This is a genomic window from Thioalkalivibrio sp. ALMg3 (assembly GCF_000381225.1).
Classification (GTDB): Bacteria; Pseudomonadota; Gammaproteobacteria; order Ectothiorhodospirales; family Ectothiorhodospiraceae; genus Thioalkalivibrio; species Thioalkalivibrio versutus.
In genome coordinates this window covers 1-16,971 of sequence record NZ_KB906233.1, presented here as the reverse complement: position 1 = coordinate 16,971, position 16,971 = coordinate 1, and the positions used below count along the sequence as shown (strand labels likewise).

15 protein-coding genes and 3 pseudogenes are annotated in these 16,971 nt (G+C 66.5%); 6 read left to right on the top strand and 12 right to left on the bottom strand.

Annotated features, from left to right (window positions below; translation table 11 throughout):
- Positions 1–7 precede the first annotated feature (7 nt).
- Entirely contained in the window at positions 8–652 is a 645-nt protein-coding gene (locus F622_RS0112430) for an outer membrane protein (protein ID WP_018169193.1), read from the bottom strand.
- A gap of 250 nt (positions 653–902) precedes the next feature.
- Between F622_RS0112430 and F622_RS0112425 the strand changes: the two genes are divergently transcribed.
- Both F622_RS0112425 and F622_RS0112420 read left to right on the top strand, forming a co-directional pair.
- Positions 903–1,265, top strand: coding sequence for a hypothetical protein (locus F622_RS0112425; protein ID WP_018169192.1), 363 nt, complete (start codon positions 903–905; stop codon positions 1,263–1,265).
- Positions 1,266–1,359: 94 nt separating this feature from the next.
- A complete protein-coding gene (locus tag F622_RS0112420) occupies positions 1,360–1,776 on the top strand; it encodes an ABZJ_00895 family protein (RefSeq protein ID WP_018176281.1) in 417 nt (138 codons plus the stop codon).
- A 12-nt stretch (positions 1,777–1,788) separates the two neighbouring features.
- Here the strand turns inward: F622_RS0112420 and F622_RS0112415 are convergent, their stop codons facing one another.
- The 10 genes and pseudogenes from F622_RS0112415 to F622_RS0112380 all read right to left on the bottom strand — a co-directional run bounded on the left by F622_RS0112415 (position 1,789) and on the right by F622_RS0112380 (position 9,016).
- A complete protein-coding gene (locus tag F622_RS0112415; protein WP_018176280.1) occupies positions 1,789–3,474 on the bottom strand; it encodes an alpha/beta-hydrolase family protein in 1,686 nt (561 codons plus the stop codon).
- A gap of 251 nt (positions 3,475–3,725) precedes the next feature.
- On the bottom strand, positions 3,726–4,127 hold the full coding sequence (locus F622_RS0112410; RefSeq protein WP_018169189.1) for a hypothetical protein: 402 nt from the start codon (positions 4,125–4,127) through the stop codon (positions 3,726–3,728).
- Positions 4,128–4,176: 49 nt separating this feature from the next.
- Positions 4,177–4,338: pseudogene (locus tag F622_RS14325) on the bottom strand (UDP-2,3-diacylglucosamine diphosphatase); the annotation flags it as partial.
- Between the two features lie 58 nt (positions 4,339–4,396).
- Complete coding sequence (locus tag F622_RS0112405) at positions 4,397–4,795, bottom strand: hypothetical protein (RefSeq protein ID WP_019572075.1); 399 nt, start codon at positions 4,793–4,795, stop codon at positions 4,397–4,399.
- A 126-nt stretch (positions 4,796–4,921) separates the two neighbouring features.
- Positions 4,922–5,443 (bottom strand): TlpA disulfide reductase family protein, encoded by a 522-nt coding sequence (locus F622_RS0112400; RefSeq protein ID WP_019572074.1) that lies wholly within the window; start codon positions 5,441–5,443, stop codon positions 4,922–4,924.
- The gene (locus F622_RS0112395; RefSeq protein ID WP_019572073.1) at positions 5,443–6,057 is read right to left on the bottom strand and encodes a hypothetical protein; all 615 of its coding nucleotides are present in this window, start codon (positions 6,055–6,057) and stop codon (positions 5,443–5,445) included. The genes F622_RS0112400 and F622_RS0112395 overlap by 1 nt, the downstream gene beginning before the upstream one ends.
- 45 nt (positions 6,058–6,102) lie before the next feature.
- Positions 6,103–6,555 (bottom strand): DUF302 domain-containing protein, encoded by a 453-nt coding sequence (locus F622_RS0112390; protein WP_018144698.1) that lies wholly within the window; start codon positions 6,553–6,555, stop codon positions 6,103–6,105.
- 34 nt (positions 6,556–6,589) lie between these two features.
- Positions 6,590–6,905: pseudogene (locus F622_RS14230) on the bottom strand (hypothetical protein).
- 24 nt (positions 6,906–6,929) lie between these two features.
- Entirely contained in the window at positions 6,930–8,018 is a 1,089-nt protein-coding gene (locus tag F622_RS0112385; RefSeq protein ID WP_019572072.1) for a class I SAM-dependent methyltransferase, read from the bottom strand.
- A gap of 140 nt (positions 8,019–8,158) precedes the next feature.
- Positions 8,159–9,016 carry a helix-turn-helix domain-containing protein gene (locus F622_RS0112380; protein WP_018169183.1) on the bottom strand — a complete coding sequence of 286 codons (858 nt, stop codon included), beginning with the start codon at positions 9,014–9,016 and terminating at the stop codon, positions 8,159–8,161.
- Between the two features lie 176 nt (positions 9,017–9,192).
- Between F622_RS0112380 and gshA the strand changes: the two genes are divergently transcribed.
- From gshA to F622_RS0112360, 4 genes are all read left to right on the top strand, one after another.
- A complete protein-coding gene (gshA, locus tag F622_RS0112375; RefSeq protein WP_018176275.1) occupies positions 9,193–10,779 on the top strand; it encodes a glutamate--cysteine ligase in 1,587 nt (528 codons plus the stop codon).
- 149 nt (positions 10,780–10,928) lie between these two features.
- Positions 10,929–11,945 (top strand): glutathione S-transferase family protein, encoded by a 1,017-nt coding sequence (locus F622_RS0112370; protein WP_019572071.1) that lies wholly within the window; start codon positions 10,929–10,931, stop codon positions 11,943–11,945.
- 76 nt (positions 11,946–12,021) lie between these two features.
- On the top strand, positions 12,022–13,134 hold the full coding sequence (locus F622_RS0112365) for an efflux RND transporter periplasmic adaptor subunit (protein ID WP_018169180.1): 1,113 nt from the start codon (positions 12,022–12,024) through the stop codon (positions 13,132–13,134).
- Positions 13,131–16,271 carry an efflux RND transporter permease subunit gene (locus F622_RS0112360; RefSeq protein ID WP_019572070.1) on the top strand — a complete coding sequence of 1,047 codons (3,141 nt, stop codon included), beginning with the start codon at positions 13,131–13,133 and terminating at the stop codon, positions 16,269–16,271. Before F622_RS0112365 ends, F622_RS0112360 begins: the two co-directional genes overlap by 4 nt.
- Positions 16,272–16,519: 248 nt before the next feature.
- Here the strand turns inward: F622_RS0112360 and F622_RS14320 are convergent.
- Positions 16,520–16,793 (bottom strand): annotated as a pseudogene (locus tag F622_RS14320) (hypothetical protein).
- Positions 16,794–16,971 lie beyond the last annotated feature (178 nt).

Genomic DNA, 16,971 nt, shown 5'->3' with positions numbered 1-16,971 from the left:
AGGAATGCTAGAAGCGGTAGCCGAGACCGACCATGAAGCGCGAGGCATCGGGATCGAAGTGCAGGGTTTCGCCCTCGATGCGATAGCGCTCGCTTTCGAAGAGCGTGTACGAGTACTCGGCACGCATGAAAAGGCGGTTGTCCATCTGGTATTCGACGCCTACACCGAGCCGGGCACCGTTGATACTGTCCTTGAAGCGAATGGATATGTCCTCTTCTGTATCGGTAAGGCGGTAGTCCAGGCGCGAGCGCTGGTAGCCGGCCAGGCCGTAGAACAGGACGTTGTCGTTTACCGTGGTGCCGAGCCGGCCGGTGATGCCGTAGCTGTACTTGCTATCCACCCCCAGTTCGCTCTCATCAAGGGTGACCGTCAGGTCGGCGTCCTCGTTCTGCGCATTCAGTTCCAAGCCCAGGTACAGGCCGTTGTCCAGGACGGTACCCCAGCCCGTCATGACACCCCCGGTGAAGCCGGAGGCGCTAAGCCCGGAGATGCCGCCGTCACTGTCTTCGCGGTAGTCGATGTCATAACCGACCCAGCCGAGTTGGCCGCCGACGTAGGAACCGTGGAACGGGCTTGCCTGAACTGCTCCGGCCGAGCCCAGGAGGATGCAGGCGCCGGCCACGGCGGTGGCGAGGCGATAAGGGCTGGACATGGTGGTTTCCTTTGCGGTGTGGTTGCGGCAGTGAACGGGTGCCCCGTCCGGGCGCATAGTGGCACAGGCGGTCAGACAGGGCGCCGGTCCTTGTGTGCCAGAATGGGACCGACCGGGCTTCCGGGCGCACGGCGACCCCTGCATCAATCGATGGCATGGGTTTGTGCGACCGCGGGATGATTCGCCCAGGGAGATGTTGTTCAGCGTTTCCCCAACGCCAACAAGCAAACAAGAGAACAGGAGTCGAGCAATGCGCGGACAAGCGGGAATTCTGGCGGGACTATTGGTGGGGTTGCTCGGGTGGGGCGTGGCGAGCGCCGAACCGATGCATACGGTGGAGGAGCTGAATCAGGCCCCGGCCGAGCTGGATGGGGAAGAGGTCCGGCTCGAAGGCATTGTGGGCCGGGTGAACGAGGACATCATGGGGCGCAATTTCATCCACTTCGTCGACGGTACCGGCAGCGAGGGTGACTACATCACCGTCACCTCCACCGAGTTGCCCGAGGTGGGCGACCGCGTCTCGGTGACCGGAACGCTGATCCTGGATCGCGACTTCGGGGCGGGTTACAGCTATCCGGTGATCCTCGAAGGTGCCAAGTTCACCGAGCAGTAGCCGCATGTCATGATCGTGCATGTCGGGGTACTCCGACATGCATCCAGGTCGCACAGGGTGGTGCGGCTTTCAGATATCCCAGGGAGGGGAGACGATGTCCATCAAGGGTCTGCTGTTTCGGTTTGTACTGCTTTATTTCTCGCTGTTGATCGCTGCCATGGTAGCGGGCGCCTATGTCGATCTGGATCAAGCCGGTACGGCGATCGGGATGGGCATTCTGGCGCTGGCGGTGGTGTGGCCCTGCGAGTCCTTCGGGCGCAGGAACGGGCGCTATCTGTCGCGCGCCGAGAAGTGGCGCGTGATCGCCGCCATGATCGCGGTGCTCCTCGGTACACAGATTCCGCTCACCCTGCTGGTGATGTGGGCCGAGGGGATTGCACTGGACGCCGTGATGCTCGGGATCGTGGGGGGCGTCGCGTTGTTGTATGCCGGGACCGTGGTGGCAATGGTGAACTTCACGGGCCGCAACCTGCGCAAGCGAGGCCTGGTCGCCGGGGAAAGCGCGGGGTAGGCACCCTGTCGGTCAGTCGGCCAGGTGGCGTTTGAGCCACTCGATCTCGTCCGCGGACCGGTCTGCGTTGGTCACTGCCTGCCAGGCATCGATGTAGTGCTCGGTGGCGTAGACGTGGCCGTAGCCGCGCGGGGCGGCATCGCCGATCGCTACGTCCACCGCCAGTTGCAGCATGGTGATGACCGGGTACCAGGTCAGGTCCGGAGAGACGTCCGGGCCGCGCGGTGCCTGCATCCATTCTGGCTGGCGGTACAGCGCCTGGGGCTCGAAGAAGGTGACCGGGTCGCTCGCGTACTGCAGGTAGACGATGCGCATCGGGCCCCATTCGGCGCCGGGGATGTCCAGGTGGTTTCCCTGGTTCGTGAAGCGCACCACCGAACTGTCGCGAAAGCGCGGCAGCCAGGCGGGCGAGTCGGGTTGGCGCTGGCGTTTGATGTCGCGCCAGGTCTCGCTACGAAATGGCGGGCCCGCCCACAGCGCGCCGGAGAACGGGTCGCCGATCACGTCGTACAGGTCCGCGGCCCGCTCGGAGTTGAGCGCGCCCAGGCTGAGGCCGTAGAGGTACAGGTCCGGGCGGGCGTCCGGTGGTAGCTGTTTCCAGTAGCCGTAGATCTCCGCGAACACCGCCTGGGCGGTCTCATGGCCGTACTGCGATTCCGCCATGAGCGACAGCCAGCTCGGCAGGTAGGAGTACTGCACGGCCACCGTGGCCACATCGCCACCGTGCAGGTACTCGACCGGCTGGATTGCGCGATTGTCCACCCAGCCGCGTCCGGTGGGCGTGGCCAGCACCAGCACCGAGCGGTCGAAGGCATTGACCCGCAGCATCTCCTGCAGGGCCAGCCGGGCGCGTTCCGCGATGGTCTCGGCGGCGTTCAGCCCCACGTAGACCCGGATGGGATCCAGTGCGGTCTCGCCGGAGAAGTCGCTAATGGCGGCGGCGTCCGGGGCCTGGTGGATGAAGCGCTGGCCCTGGCGGCCCAGGCCCTCGTCCCAGCTGATCAGCGAGGCGGGGCTGCCGGTGCGGAAGGTCGCGCTCGGCTGCTGCGCCCCGGGGTGTTCGCGCACGTCGAACTGCTGGAAGCTGCGATCGGCGGCGCGCAGGCTGTATTCCAGGATCACCCCGTCGATCACCGCCCAGAATACCCCGGCCGCCACCAGTACGCCGATTACGTTGGACAGCCGCCGCGGGATAAAGCGGCGCAGATGCCGCGCGAGGAAGCGCACCAGCAACTGGAACAGCCGCGCCACGGCCAGCGTGGCGACGAACACCGCCGCCGCGATCAGCCCCAGGCGGATGGGGAAGCCGCCATCCACCGGCTCCTGCTCCATCAGCGCGCGGATGCTGTTCTGCCACTCGGTGGCCTGCCACAGGAAGATCAGCACGATCAGCATGGCCCCGCCGCCGGCGATCACGACCAGGGTGTTGTGGGTGCGCTCGCCGAGCTCCGGCAGTTCCAGGTATGACCACAGCCAGTGGAAGAACACGCCCAGGCCGTAGCCGGCCGCCAGCGATACCCCGGACAGGATGCCCTGGACGTCGTCGGTGCGCGGGATCAGGCTGGGGGTCAGCGAGGCGGCAAAGAACAGCGTGGCCAGGATCAGCCCCGGGATCGACAGCGTCCCGAGGATGCGGGTGGCCCAGGCCGGCCAGATGAAGGCTCGCAGGCGGGTTTGCAGGCGGCCGACGACGGACATCGCGTTCGCGCTTCCTTGGCGGGGTATGGAGGCGCTCATCCTGTCCGCCCCGCCGGCTGGGTTCAAGTTTCCGCGCCCGCGGGCGGCCTGCCTAGCCGTCCCTGGGGGGTGCGTTCTGCTACTGGCGCGTCATTGCGTGGAGCGCGGCGACGAAGCGGTCGCTGTCCGGAGCCACCCGCGCTGGTTGGATCGTCTCAGCGCTTATTTGACGCGTCTCGTGCTTCGCTGCGGTGTCTCGCTGGCAGCACGGGCTACTCGGCGGTGACGGGGCGGCGGAAGCGGAAGGTGCCCTCGACCATGCGCAGGGCGACACCGAACAGCGCGACTTGCAGCAGGATTCCGCCGGTTGCCGCGCCCACCGCGAGGCCGGTGGCGAGCCCCAGTGCCATCAGCAGCATCAGCAGTGTGGCGGCGACCCGGCTGCGCAGCCAGCCGCCCACCAGTGCCAGCAGGGCGACCAGCGTGCCCTCGAGCATGGTGGGCGTGTGCTGCACCAGGACACCCAGCATCACCACCACAACCCCGGCGAACACCAGCACCCAGCCGGCCACGCGCGCCAGGCGCTGGGCCTGTTCGTGATTAGTGATGGATTGCAGCAGCAGGAGCAGGTCGGCGCCGGCTCCCGCCCAGTGACGCGATCGCGATTCGTTCATTGTGGCCACGGTACTACAGGGCCATGACAGCCCGGTGACAGGCGCCCACCTATCGTTTGGCGAGGAGCGAATCAAGATCGAGTGTATTGACTGCGGGGGTGCCCGTCTGCGCGTGTTGCACAGTGCCATGATCGGGCCAGTGCAGCAGGCGGAGGTTGCCGGCGCGGTCCTCCACCAATGCGGTGCAGTGCTCGACCCAGTCTTTAGCATTCGCCGATGTCGCCCCGGTGCTGGCAGGCACCTGAACACCTAGCCGGGGTGGTGTGTCCTTAGCGGTAGACCCGGACTTCCTGTTCCCAGCCTTCCACGCCGCGGTTGGCGCAGAACTCCTGTACCTGCCCGTCGGCGTAGCGGATTTCCATGTTGAAGCCGGCTGCGGGGATATGGTTCAGCGCCACCCGCCGGTGTTCCCCGGGCTGGAGCTGGCCCTCGCGGATGCTCGATTCCGACAGGTCGTGGCCGAAGTCGAAGTGGATCGCCTGGATCAGCACGTCGCTGTCATTGTGCACCGTGACCATCAACGCCCCCTCGGCCGGTGGGCGCTCGACGCCCCAGTGCACGGCGGCGGCACCGAGCACGAGCCCCAGCACGAACAGCCAGGTCGCGGGCGCGCGTAGCGCATCCACGATCCGGTCCTCCCAGCTACGGTGTTCTCCGGACGACTCCACGTCTCATCCCTTGATTATTAGGGATTGCTAATCTACAAGATCGGCCGGCATCGGGATACCGGGCGGCCGCGATATCCGGGAAGGCCGCCGCCCCGCAGAAAGCGCCATGGGCGCTGCAGCGGGCTGTCAGTCGAGCCCGAGCGCGCGCAGGCGCTCGAGGAGGCGCGGATGATCGAAGTCGCGGGCGCCGATGGCGCGGTAGGCGATGCGGCCCTCGGGATCGATGATGAACGTGGTGGGGATGCCGCGAACCGGCCAGCGGTCGATGGTGGCGGAATCCTGGTCCAGCAGCAGAGGGAAATCGACCGGGTAGTCGGCGGTAAAGAAGAAGATGCGATCGGCGTCTTCGCCCACGTTCACGCCCAGCACCACCAGGCCCGCATCGCGCAACTGCTCCCAGAGCCGTTGCAACGACGGCAGCTCGTCGCGACAGGGTGGGCACCAGGTGGCCCAGAAGTTCACCACCACCACACGTCCGCGATAGTCCTCCAGTCGATGGTGCTGCCCATCGATGTCCTCCAGTGCCAGGGGCGGGCCCTTGGGGCGTGGCTCCAGCGCGGTCAGGTGCGTGGCTTCCGCCCACACGGGCCGCAGCGAAAGGCCGAGCAGGCCACCGGGGATTGCAGTCAGGAAGCGGCGCCGGTTCATCATGGTTCGGCCTCGTCCCGTTCCGGTTCCCCGGCGCAGCGTAGATCGGGCAGGGTGGACTGCCGCAGGGTCGTCTGCTGCCGCCAGTGCACGGTCAGATCAAATGTCGTGCTGGGCGGGTGCTTGAAGACGATCATGCCCATCAGCCAGTCGCCGGGCTGGAACCGGTGTTCGCCAGGGAACAAGGCCCAGCGAAAGGCGATACGGGCTACTTCCGGAACCTCCCGGCTCGTCCACTCGTCCTGCCAGTCGCGGTTGGGGAGCGGTCGCGCGGCCCCGTTTGGCGTTTGGCTGCGCCATTGGCGCAGGTCCACGGTGGCCGATGCGCTGCGGTCGGTATTGCGCAGGACGCCCTGAAACACGCAGTGGCCGGCGATGAACGTCGCATCCTCGGTGTCGAACCCGCGGCCCAGGAAGAACGCGCGGGTCTGGTCCGGGAGCCGCTGTGCGAGTTCCAGCGAAAGCCCCTCGCCCTGCCAGTGCCAAGTGATCAGCCCACTGTCGGGGTCGGTATGCACCTGCATCTCCTCCGCCGTCCCGGCGCCGCCCGGAAGGGCCGGCCCCGCCAGAGCCAGAAGCGTCCATGCGACGACCGTCAACCCTGGGCCGGGCATTGGGCGCCTCGTGGCAAACCGGCGGGGTGGCTTGGCGCGGCGTCCCTACGACCCACCAAGGACATGATCCAGCAGCGCCTCGAAGGCGGGCTCGGCGTTTTCCACGGCACGTTCAAGGCTCGGGTGCGGCTGCAGCGTCGTCATGAACTTCGGGTGCAGCATGGACAGTTTCGTGCCCCCGTCCTCCTCGTACAGGCCGATGTGGCCGCAGGGCATCATCGCCCCGACATGCAGCCCGGCATCCAGGATGTCCGGTCCCAGCGGCAGGTAGCAGACCTTGAGCGCGGTGATGTCACCGCCCGCCAGGTCGAACTCGGCCAGAAAGATCCAGTCCTCCTCGTTTTCGGCGTATTCGCGAATCGCCCCCGCCAGGTCCGCGCGCGACTGTTCGCAGTCGCGGATGATGAAGTGGTCGTCTGGCTCGGTGGCTGCCAGCGGGGCGGACAGCGCCAGTGCAGTGGCCAGCGTGAAGGCGGCGATGGGTGTGAGTGTTTTCATGATTGTGTCCTCCAGGTGGGTGGGTGAAGGCGCGTCAGACGCGAACGATCTCCGGTTTCAGAGACCCGGCGATCATCGGCAGCGCTTCCTTTTCGCGCTGCCCAATTCAGAGTTCTTCCAGGGTCTCGGCGAGGTCGTCGACCACGGCGACGAATGCCTCCTCGCGGATGTTCATGCCGCGATGGATGGTCAGCCTGTCGCGGTCCCTGCAGGCCTGCAGGCCTGCAGGCCTGCGGGCCGCCGGTGCCGTTGCAGATGCATCCGTGTTCCCCTCGTCGAAGATGCTGCCTGGCGAGCCCGCGGATCCGTGCCTTGCTGCCCAGGCGTTGGTAGAGATTGGCTTCGGTCATGGATGAGTCCTCCTCGCGCCGTCGTTAACGGGTGGCCACGTACCAGTTGTTCTGAGGGTCGTGGACCAGCTGGTGGACCCGGATGTCGTGAAAGCCGGCGCGCTCCAGGTAGTCACGTGCCATGGGCTCGCCCCACATCGCGCCCAGGCCGGGTCCGCCCCGGGCGAGCGATACCGGCATGCAGTGCATGCAGGAGATGGTGTAGAGAAAGGGTCCGAGCGGATGCTCGAGATCGCCATGAATCTGTCCGGAGCCGCGGATGTCCTGCATCAGGTAGATGCCTTCGGACTCGAGCGCGCGGTGAATGCCCGTCAGTACGCCCAGCGGGTCGGCCTGGTCGTGGATGGCATCGAAGGTGGTGATCAGCGCGAACTGTTGCGCGGCGACATGCCGATCCAGTTCGGCCGCGTCGGCCTGGATGAATTCGACGTTCCCCAGCCCGGTGGCTTGTGTCTCGGCGCGGGCGCGCTCGATAGCCTCTGTGGACAGGTCCAGGCCGGTGAACCGGCTGTGCGGGTAGAGCGTGGCCAACTGGTTGAGGATGCGCCCGCTGCCGCAGCCGATATCCAGGACCTGAATGCCGCGCTCGAGGTGGTCGGTCAGGCCCGGAACCAAGGGCAGGATGTCGCTTTCCAGTGACGACAGTACGGACTGGCCGCTGTCCTCGGCCATCACCTCGTGGAAGCGCGTGTAGTGCTCGTACCCCACGCCACCGCCGGTCCGGAATTTCGCAACGATCGTGTCCTCCACCCCACCCAGCAGGCCCATGTACTGCGCAAACACGGCCAGGTTGTCGGCCGCTGCCGCGCGCGTCAGGCAGGCGGCGTGTTCCGCGGGCAGGGCAAATCGTGGGCCATCCGCATCCACCGTGACGATGCCGCTGGTCGCCATGACCCCGAGCCATTCCCGTACGTAGCGCTCGTTCAGGCCCGCGGCGGCGGCGATCTCGCCGGAGGTGGCAGGCGGCCGGTCGCGCATGTGGTCGAACAGCCCGGTGCGGTGCCCGATCGACAGGGTCAGGCACAGCGCGCCGTGGTTGAGCACGCTGACCAGATGCTCGCCGAAGTCCTCGGCGGCAGATGGGGGTGACAGGCATTCCGGGGCTGACGACATGCAGTGGACCTCCGCCAGGACAAACCGGGCCGGGTGTCGGCGTTACTTCGAGCCTAGGCCGGGAAGCCCTTGCGGGCGGTCACGATCTTGCGGGGGTGGGGCGAATCTTGCGGTGATTTCCAGGGGCGCATGGATCCGTTTTAATGCTGGCGCCGGTATGCCGCGGGGGCCACACCCAGGGCCTGGCGGAAATGGCGGACCAGCTGTTGCGGGGAGTACCCGGTCGCGGCAGCGATCTCGGTGATGCTCAGTGATGTTCGGGTCAGCAGGTCGCGGGCGTGCTCCACGCGCAGGCGGGTGAGATAGCGATGCGGTGGCAGGCCGTGCGTATCGCGAAAGGCGCGCGCGAAGTGCCAGGGCGAGAGTCCGGTCAGGGCCGCCAGATCGCGCAGGGTGATGCGCTGATCCAGATGGCATTGCATGTAGTCAATCACCCGTGCCGACTGGTGCGGTGCCAGGCCGCCCCGGCGCCTGTCCAGGTCCCGGTCGTGTTCGGCCATGCGGGCCAGGCGCACAACCAGAACAGCGAGCATGCTCTCGACGAACAGTTGCGCGGCCGGGTCGTCACGGTCCATCTCCTGCCACAGGGCATCCAGGGCCTGGGTGATCAGGGGGTCCCGGTGGTGTCGGGTATGCAGGTGGCCAAAGTCCAGCGGATCGCCGGGGTCGCGCTCCAGGCAGTCCCGGGCCAGCTCGGGCGGGATGCCGAAAAACCGCATGCGTGCCGGGTCCCGCATATGGCAGCGTCCCGCGACCTGCGGGGCGATCACCACGAATTCGCGCGGGCCGGCGCAACCGGAGAACGGACCGGCCCCGATGTCACAGTGGTAGCGAAAGGGGGCGCCCACGGACTGGCTCAGCATCAGTTCGCGGACTGGCGGGGTGCTCAGGTGGCCGGCCGGGTGCGCGTTCTCGATCATCGGCACCGGGAGATCGGGGCGCGCACGGGCCTCCTCCAGGAACGGCGCGTCACGTCCCCGGGCGAAGAAGTCGAGCATGCTGGATGAACGTTGCAGCATTCCGTGTACCCCGCAACTTTAGTTATAGGCCATTTGGGAACGGCTTGCGGTGCAGGCGTCGCACGAACCTCGCGGACCGCGTCGGGTCGTATGTGACCGTGGCGCTGCATTCGGGTATGTTCGCCGGGTTTCGATGACCGCAGGGTTACCATCACGTGAGTACGGACGAGCGCAAGCTGCAGGATCTGACGCACCAGCTGGCCGAGGCGCTGGCGGGTGTCGGGTTGCACGGGCAGATCGGGCTGGAAAAGGAGACCCTGAGGGTCGGGCCGGAAGGCTCGCCGGCGCTTACGCCGCACCCGGCCGCGCTGGGATCCGCGCTGACGCATCCATACATCACCACGGATTACTCCGAGGCGCTGCTGGAACTGGTGACGCCGCCGTTCGAGGATGTACGCGAGACCCTCGGCTTCCTGCACGACCTGCAGGCCTTCGCCGCCGCCAACGTCGGCGACGAGACCCTGTGGTCGACCTCCATGCCCTGTGTGACGGCTGATGACAATGCGATTCCGGTCGCGCAGTACGGTGCCTCCAACGCCGGGCGCATGAAGACCGTCTACCGCATCGGTCTCGGGCATCGCTACGGACGCAAGATGCAGGTGATCGCCGGGGTCCACTTCAATTACTCCCCGCGCCCGGAATTCTGGCCGGCCCTGGCGGAGGTGCTCGGTGCGCCCGACGGCCGCGCCTTCCGCGACGAGCGCATGATGGGGATGATCCGCAACCTGCTGCGCTTTGGCTGGCTGGTGCCCTATCTGTTCGGGGCGTCGCCGGCCGTCTGCAACTCCTTTCTCGAAGGCCACGGCGCGGTGCTGGAGGACTTCGACGACGACACCTCCTATCTGCCGCATGCCACCAGCCTGCGCATGGGCGATATCGGCTATACCAACCGCAAGGAGGCGGACACCGGCATCAAGGCGGACTACAACTCGCTGGCCGGCTATGTCGACTCCCTGCGCTGTGCGATCAATACCCCCAGCCCCGAGTGGGAGAACATCGGGGTGAAGGTTGATGGCGAGTATCGCCAGCTGAATGCCAACATCCTGCAGATCGAGAACGAGTACTACTCCACCGTGCGGCCCAAGCAGCCGCTGGAACGTTTCGAGAAGCCGACCGACGCCCTGGAGGCGCGGGGCATCGAATACGTCGAACTGCGCTCGGTGGACATCAACGCCCAGCACCCGCTGGGGGTGGACGAGACCCAGCTGCGTTTTCTCGAGGTGTTCGCGCTGGCCTGTCTGCTGCAGCCGAGCCCGCTGCTGGCCGACGGCGAGCTGGACGCGATCGACCGCAATCTGCTGGACGTCGCGCATTACGGGCGTCGCCCCGGCCTCGAGCTGCGTCGGGGGGGCGAGAGCGTTGCGCTCCAGGCCTGGGCGCGCGAGCTGCTGGCGCTGATGCGACCGGTGGCGGCCGTTCTGGATCAGGAACTGCCGGGTGACCCCTACCGCCGGGCGCTCAGTGAGCAGTGGGGCAAGGTCGAGCAGGCGGATCTGACCCCGTCCGCGCGCATGCTGGAAGACATGATGGCGCGCGAGGAGGGGTTCTACTCCTACGCGCGCCGCCTGTCGGCCCAGCACCGCGAGGCCTTTCGCTTCAACGGGCCGTTGCCGCGCGCCGAGACGCTGGAGGCCCTGGCCCGCGAGAGCCTGGCCGATCAGGCGGCCATCGAGCAGGCGGACGAGCTGGACTTCGATACCTTCCTGACGCGCTATTTCGACGGCACCCTGCGGGCCTCCTGAACCGGATTCGTTCGATTTTGTAGAACGGTCGACCGCATTTAACGCGATTTATCTTCGATAAAATCGATGGGATGATCGGGCTATCACATACATTCAGCCATTGAGGCGTGCGCGCATTCGGTGCCGGGCACAGACGGCAGGAGCATGGCATGAGTCTTTTGATCAACGGTGAATTGCGTGAGGGCTGGCTGGAAGAAGAGTCGGACGAGAGCGGCGAGTTCGTGCGCCAGGACCAGCAGTATCGTAACTACGTCACCAGGGATGGTTCGCCGGGCCCGATGGGTGACGGCGGCTATCCGGCCGAGTCAGGGCGCTATCACCTGTATGTCTCCTACGCCTGCCCCTGGGCACACCGCACGCTGATCCTGCGCAAACTGAAGGGTCTGGAGCCGCATATCGGGGTTTCGGTGGTGCACCACTACATGGGTGACGCCGGCTGGTCGTTTGATGACTGCGACGGTTGCACCGGGGACCGGGTGCACGGGTCGCGCTACATGCACGAGCTCTACACCCGTACCGATCCGAATTACACCGGCATCATCACCGTGCCGGCGCTGTTCGACACCCAGACCGACCGCATCGTGAACAACGAGTCGCTGGACATGGTGCGCATGTTCAACAGCGCGTTCGACGGCATTACCGGCAACACCCTGGATTTCTATCCGGAAGATCTGCGCGAGGAGATCCACGCGGTCAACGAGCGGGTCTACGAGAACGTGAACAACGGGGTGTATCGCAGCGGCTTCGCGACCAGCCAGAAGGCCTACGAGGCGGCCTTCGACCGTCTGTTCGAGACCCTGGACTGGCTGGAGGAGCGCCTGGCACGCCAGCCGTTCCTGGTCGGCGAGCGACTGACCGAGGCCGACTGGCGGCTGTTCACCACGCTGCTGCGCTTCGATCCGGTGTACTACAGCCATTTCAAGTGCAATCGCCAGCGGCTGCTGGACTTCCCGAACCTCTCCGCCTATCTGCGCATGCTGTACCAGCGCCCGGGGGTGGCCGAGACCGTGCGCATGGATCACATCAAGGCGCATTACTACGGCAGTCACCCGATGCTGAATCCCAGCGGCATCGTGCCGAAGGGCCCAATGATTGACTACACCCGGCCGCATGGCCGCCCCCTGGGCGACCTGCCGGCCGCGTTGCGGAACGTCGACGAAACGTGACGGTCGTTACACTGTTGGGACGTTCAACCGTGGCCCGGCTAGATGCCGGGCCGCATTCGTGTCGGGGGAAAGGCAAGTGAAGGCGATAGGCGGGTTCCTGGGGCTGGTCCTGGTTGTGGCGATCGTGGCCGCGGCCTGGTTTGCGTTCGGCCCCGAGGATGGCGCCCGTGACGAGGGAGGCGATGCCCCCGCCGCGTCCCAACGCGACGAGCGCACGCCGGTGCGGGTCAGCGAGGTGGCTCCGCGCACCTTCGAGACCATGGTCGAATCCCTGGGCACGGTGGAGGCCAACGAGTCGGTCGTGGTGACCGCGAGCGTGACCGAGCGTGTGGTCGAAATCCTGTTCGATGATGGCGATGCGGTCGAGGCCGGAGACGTGCTGGTGCGCCTGGACGCCGACGAAGAACGCGCCGCCCTGCGCGAGATCCGCGTGCAGGTGGACGAGGCCCGGCGCGAACTGGACCGTGTGCGCGACCGGGTGGCCGATGGCGTGGTCACGCAGCAACAGGTGGATCAGCAGCGATCGCGACTGAACGAGGCCGAGGCCCGTCTGGCCGCCGCGGAGGCGCGGGTTGCGAACCGGGTGATCCGGGCCCCGTTCAGTGGCCGTTTGGGCTTGCGCCAGGTCAGCCCCGGTTCCCTGGTGAGTCCGGGTACCGCGATCGTGGAGCTGGATGACGTATCGGTGGTGAAAGTGGATTTCGCCGTGCCCGAGCGCCATGCCGCCGCCATCGGTCTGGGTATGGAAGTAGCGGGCCGCAGCGCGAGCGGAGAGTTCGCGGGGCAGGTGGCGGCGGTCAGCAATCGTCTGGACGTGGCTACCCGGACCCTGACCGTGCGCGCCCTGGTCGAGAATCCCGATCTATTGCTGCGCCCCGGGATGCTGGTAAACATCCGTCTGCCGCTGGACCCGGTCGAACGCCCGGGGGTGCCGGAGGGTGCCATCCAGCAGGTCGCCGATCAGCACTTCGTGTTCCGGCTGCGCGACGACGGCACGGTGGAGCGCGTGCGCATCCGTATTGGCCGCCGCGACCCGGGCTACGCCGAGGTGCTGGATGGCCTGGAGCCGGGGGATACCGTGGTCTCCGAAGGGGTCTCGCGGGTCCGTGACGGGCGGGAAGTGCGTGTGCTCCCGCCGCGCGTACCGGATTCCGATAACGGCAACGGCGAGGCCGGGGCCGACACATGATCATTTCGGACGTCGCCAATCGCCGGCCGGTGCTGGCGATTGTCTTCAACCTGCTGCTGATCACCTTCGGCCTGATCGCCTACGACAGCCTGCCGCTGCGCGAGTATCCGGATGTCGATCCGCCGGTGGTGACGGTGGACACCATCTATCCGGGCGCTAGTGGCGAGATCATCGAGCGCGAGGTGACCCAGCGGATCGAGGACCGCATCGCGGGGATCGAGGGGATCCGTTTCATGCAGTCCTCCAGCGAGGACGGGCGCTCGCGCATCACCATCGAGTTCAATCTGAGTCGCGACATCGACGCCGCCGCGAATGACGTGCGCGAGGCGGTCAGCCGGGTACTGGGCGATCTGCCCGACGAAGTCGACCCGCCCGAAGTGACCAAGGCGGATGCCGATTCCAACCCGATCCTGTGGCTGAACCTTGCCAGCACCACGATGGATGCGCTGGAGCTTGCGGACTACGCCGAGCGCAACCTGATCGACCGCCTCTCGGTAGTGGATGGCGTGGGGCTGGTGCGCCGGGGCGGCGCCCGCAGTTACGCGATGCGCATCTGGGTCGACCGCGAGGCCCTCGCCGCGCGCGAGCTGACCGTGACCGACATCGCTGACGCCTTGCAGCAGGAAAACGTGGAATTGCCGGCCGGGCGCCTGGATTCGCTGGAGCGCGAGTTCACCGTACGCGTGGAACGCCAGTACCGCACGCCCGAGGATTTCTCCGGTCTGGTGCTGAAGCGAGGCGAGGGCGGACAACTGGTGCGCCTGGGCGATGTCGCCGAGGTGAACGTGGGGGCGGATACCGAGCGCAGCGAGTTCCGCGGCAATGGCGAGGACATGATCGGGCTGGGGATCATCCGCCAGTCCAACGCCAACGTGCTGGAGGTGGCCAATGGGGTGAAGGCCATGGCGGCCAGCCTGCAGGGCTCCCTGCCGGAGGGCACCTCGCTGGTGACCACCTACGACGAATCGGTGTTCATCGAGGGCGCGATCCGCGAGGTCTACATCACCCTGGCGGTGGCGACCGCCGCCGTGGTGTTCGTGATCTACCTGTTCCTGGGCAGCTGGCGCGCCACGTTGATCCCTGCGGTGACTGTGCCGGTGGCGATCACCGCGGCCTTCATTGGCATCAGCCTGTTCGGATTCTCGGTCAACCTGCTCACCCTGCTGGCGTTGGTGCTGGCGGTCGGCCTGGTCGTGGATGACGCGATTGTGATGCTGGAGAACATCCACCGGCGTATCGAGCGCGGCGAGCCGGGACTGTTGGCGGCCTATCGCGGCGCCGGGCAGGTGGGCTTCGCGATCGTCGCGACGACCTCCGTGTTGATCGCGGTATTCGTGCCGCTGGCCTTCCTCGACGGCACGGTGGGCCAGCTGTTCACCGAGTTCGCCATCGCCATGGCCATTGCCGTGTTCTTCTCCAGCATCGTGGCACTGACCCTGGCCCCCGTGCTGGCCGGGCGCCTCATGCACAAGGGCGACGACGAGACCGGCGTGGCGCGTTATATCGGCCGCGGCTTTGCCGCGCTGGAGGCCGGCTATGGTCGGATACTGGCGAAGGGGCTCAAGGGCTCCTGGCTGGTCTTGCCGCTCCTCGCCGCCGTGTTGGCGGGCGGCTGGTACCTGTTCGCGGAACTGCCCGAAGAATTTGCCCCGCAGGAGGACCGCGGATCTTTCTTCGTGCTGGTGGATGGCCCCGAGGGTGCCAACTTCGAGTATATGAGCCGGCAGATGGCCGAGGTCGAGGCACGCATCCAGCCGTTGATCGAGGATGGCCCGATTCGCCGTGCACTGGTGCGCACGCCGCGCGGTTTTGGTGGTTCGGAGCTGATGAACAACGGCTTCGTGATCGCGATCCTGGAGCACTGGGATGACCGTGATGTCTCGGGTCAGGAGGTCATCAACCAGATCCGCGGCATCATCGACGAGATGCCGGGAGTCGAGGCGCGGGTGATCATGCGTCAGGGGCTCTCGAGTGGCCGTATCGGCCCGCCGGTGCAGTTTGTCATCTCCGGGCCGGACTACGATCAGCTCGAGGAATGGGGCGAGATCATGCGCGAGGCCGCCGAGGGCATCGACGGCCTGACCCGTGTAGACCTGGACTACGAACCCACCCAGCCGCAGCTCAACGTGCGTCTGGACCGCGACCGTGCGGGGGATCTGGGCGTGTCCATGCGCGATGTTGGGCGCACGCTGGATATCGTGCTGGGCGGCCGCGACGTGACCACCTTTGTCGACCGTGGCGAGGAATACGACGTCATCATCGAGGGTCTGGCCGACCAGCGCCGCACGCCCGGGGATATCGACAACCTCTACGTGCGCTCCAGCTCTGGCTCGATGGTGCCGTTGTCCAGCCTGGTGACCTACGAGGAGCAGGCCGGCCCATCGTCGCTGGAGCGCTACAACCGTTCGCGCGCGGTGACCCTGACCGCCGGGCTGCGTGACGGCATGACCCTGGGCGAGGCCCTGGACGCCCTGGACGCGAAGGCGGCCGAGCTGCTGCCGGCCGAGGCGGGGATCGACTACAAGGGCGAGTCGCTCGATTTGCGCAGTGGCTCCGAGGCCATCCTGTTCGTGTTCGCGCTGGCCCTGCTGGTGGTGTTCCTGGTCCTGGCGGCGCAGTTCGAGAGCTTCGTGCACCCGTTGGTGATTATGCTGACGGTGCCGCTGGCGGTGGTCGGGGCGCTGATCGGGCTGACGGTTACCGGTCAGACACTGAACATCTACAGCCAGATCGGCATGGTCATGCTGATCGGGCTGGCAGCGAAGAACGGCATCCTGATCGTGGAGTTTGCTAACCAGCTGCGCGATCGTGGGCGCGATTTCGATACCGCGATCCTCGAGGCCTCGCGCATGCGTCTGCGGCCGGTCCTGATGACCGCGCTGACCACTGTGGCCGGTTCGATCCCGCTGATCCTGGCTTCCGGTCCGGGCGAGGAGACGCGCTTCGTGATCGGGGTAGCGGTGTTCTCCGGCGTACTGTTCGCCACGCTGTTCACGCTGTTCGTGATCCCGGCGGCCTATCGCCTGGTCGCCCGCGGAACGACCTCGCCGCTGGCGACCACCCGCCGCCTGCACGACCTCGACGCCGAGGTCGAGGACGTCGATGGCGAGCGTAGGGGCGTCCGCGCCGTGCCCTGATCGCTCAGGATTTCGGTAGGCGGCTGCGGACTGCTGCCGTCGAGGATTGTGGCTAGGCCTGGTTCGTCATCTGGTGTTTACGGTGGTTTCGTCTGGCCGCCTGCCACGCGCTCTCTCGCGAGCGCGCCGCGAGGTACTTTCTTGCTTGCCCAAGAAAGTACCCTTCGAGGCGCACCCGGATTCCGCCCGGGAACCTCGCTCCGGACGCGCTGGGCCGGCGGCGCTGAACTCGCTACGCTGCGCTTCGCTCAGACATCCAGCGCCCCATGTCTATTGTTAACTGGCCGGCCCATCACGCCCTCCGCGAGGGGCTCCATACGGGAGGAGAAGGTCAAAACAGACGGTATCCCGTAGGGTGCGGTTGAGCGCAGCGAAACGCACCGTTCCCCACGCCGTGCGAAACTCGGATTCGATTCGCTACGCTTATCGGCATCCTACGCCCCCCGGCGCCCGCTTCGCGGGCGCGGCACGCAACGGCCAAAGGCCGAGCGTGCCGAAGATGTCCGAAGACCTAGCCATCATCCACTGGCAACAACGTCGGGAAAGCTGTTGTTTTGACCTACCTCCCCGTTGTCGTCGCGCCGAGTGGAGAGGCTTTTCGCGGGACGATTCTAAATAGACACGGGGCGCTGGATGTCTGAGCGGAGCCGAAGGCGTAGCGAGTTCAGCGCCGCCCGCGAAAAGCCTCGGAGCGAGGGAA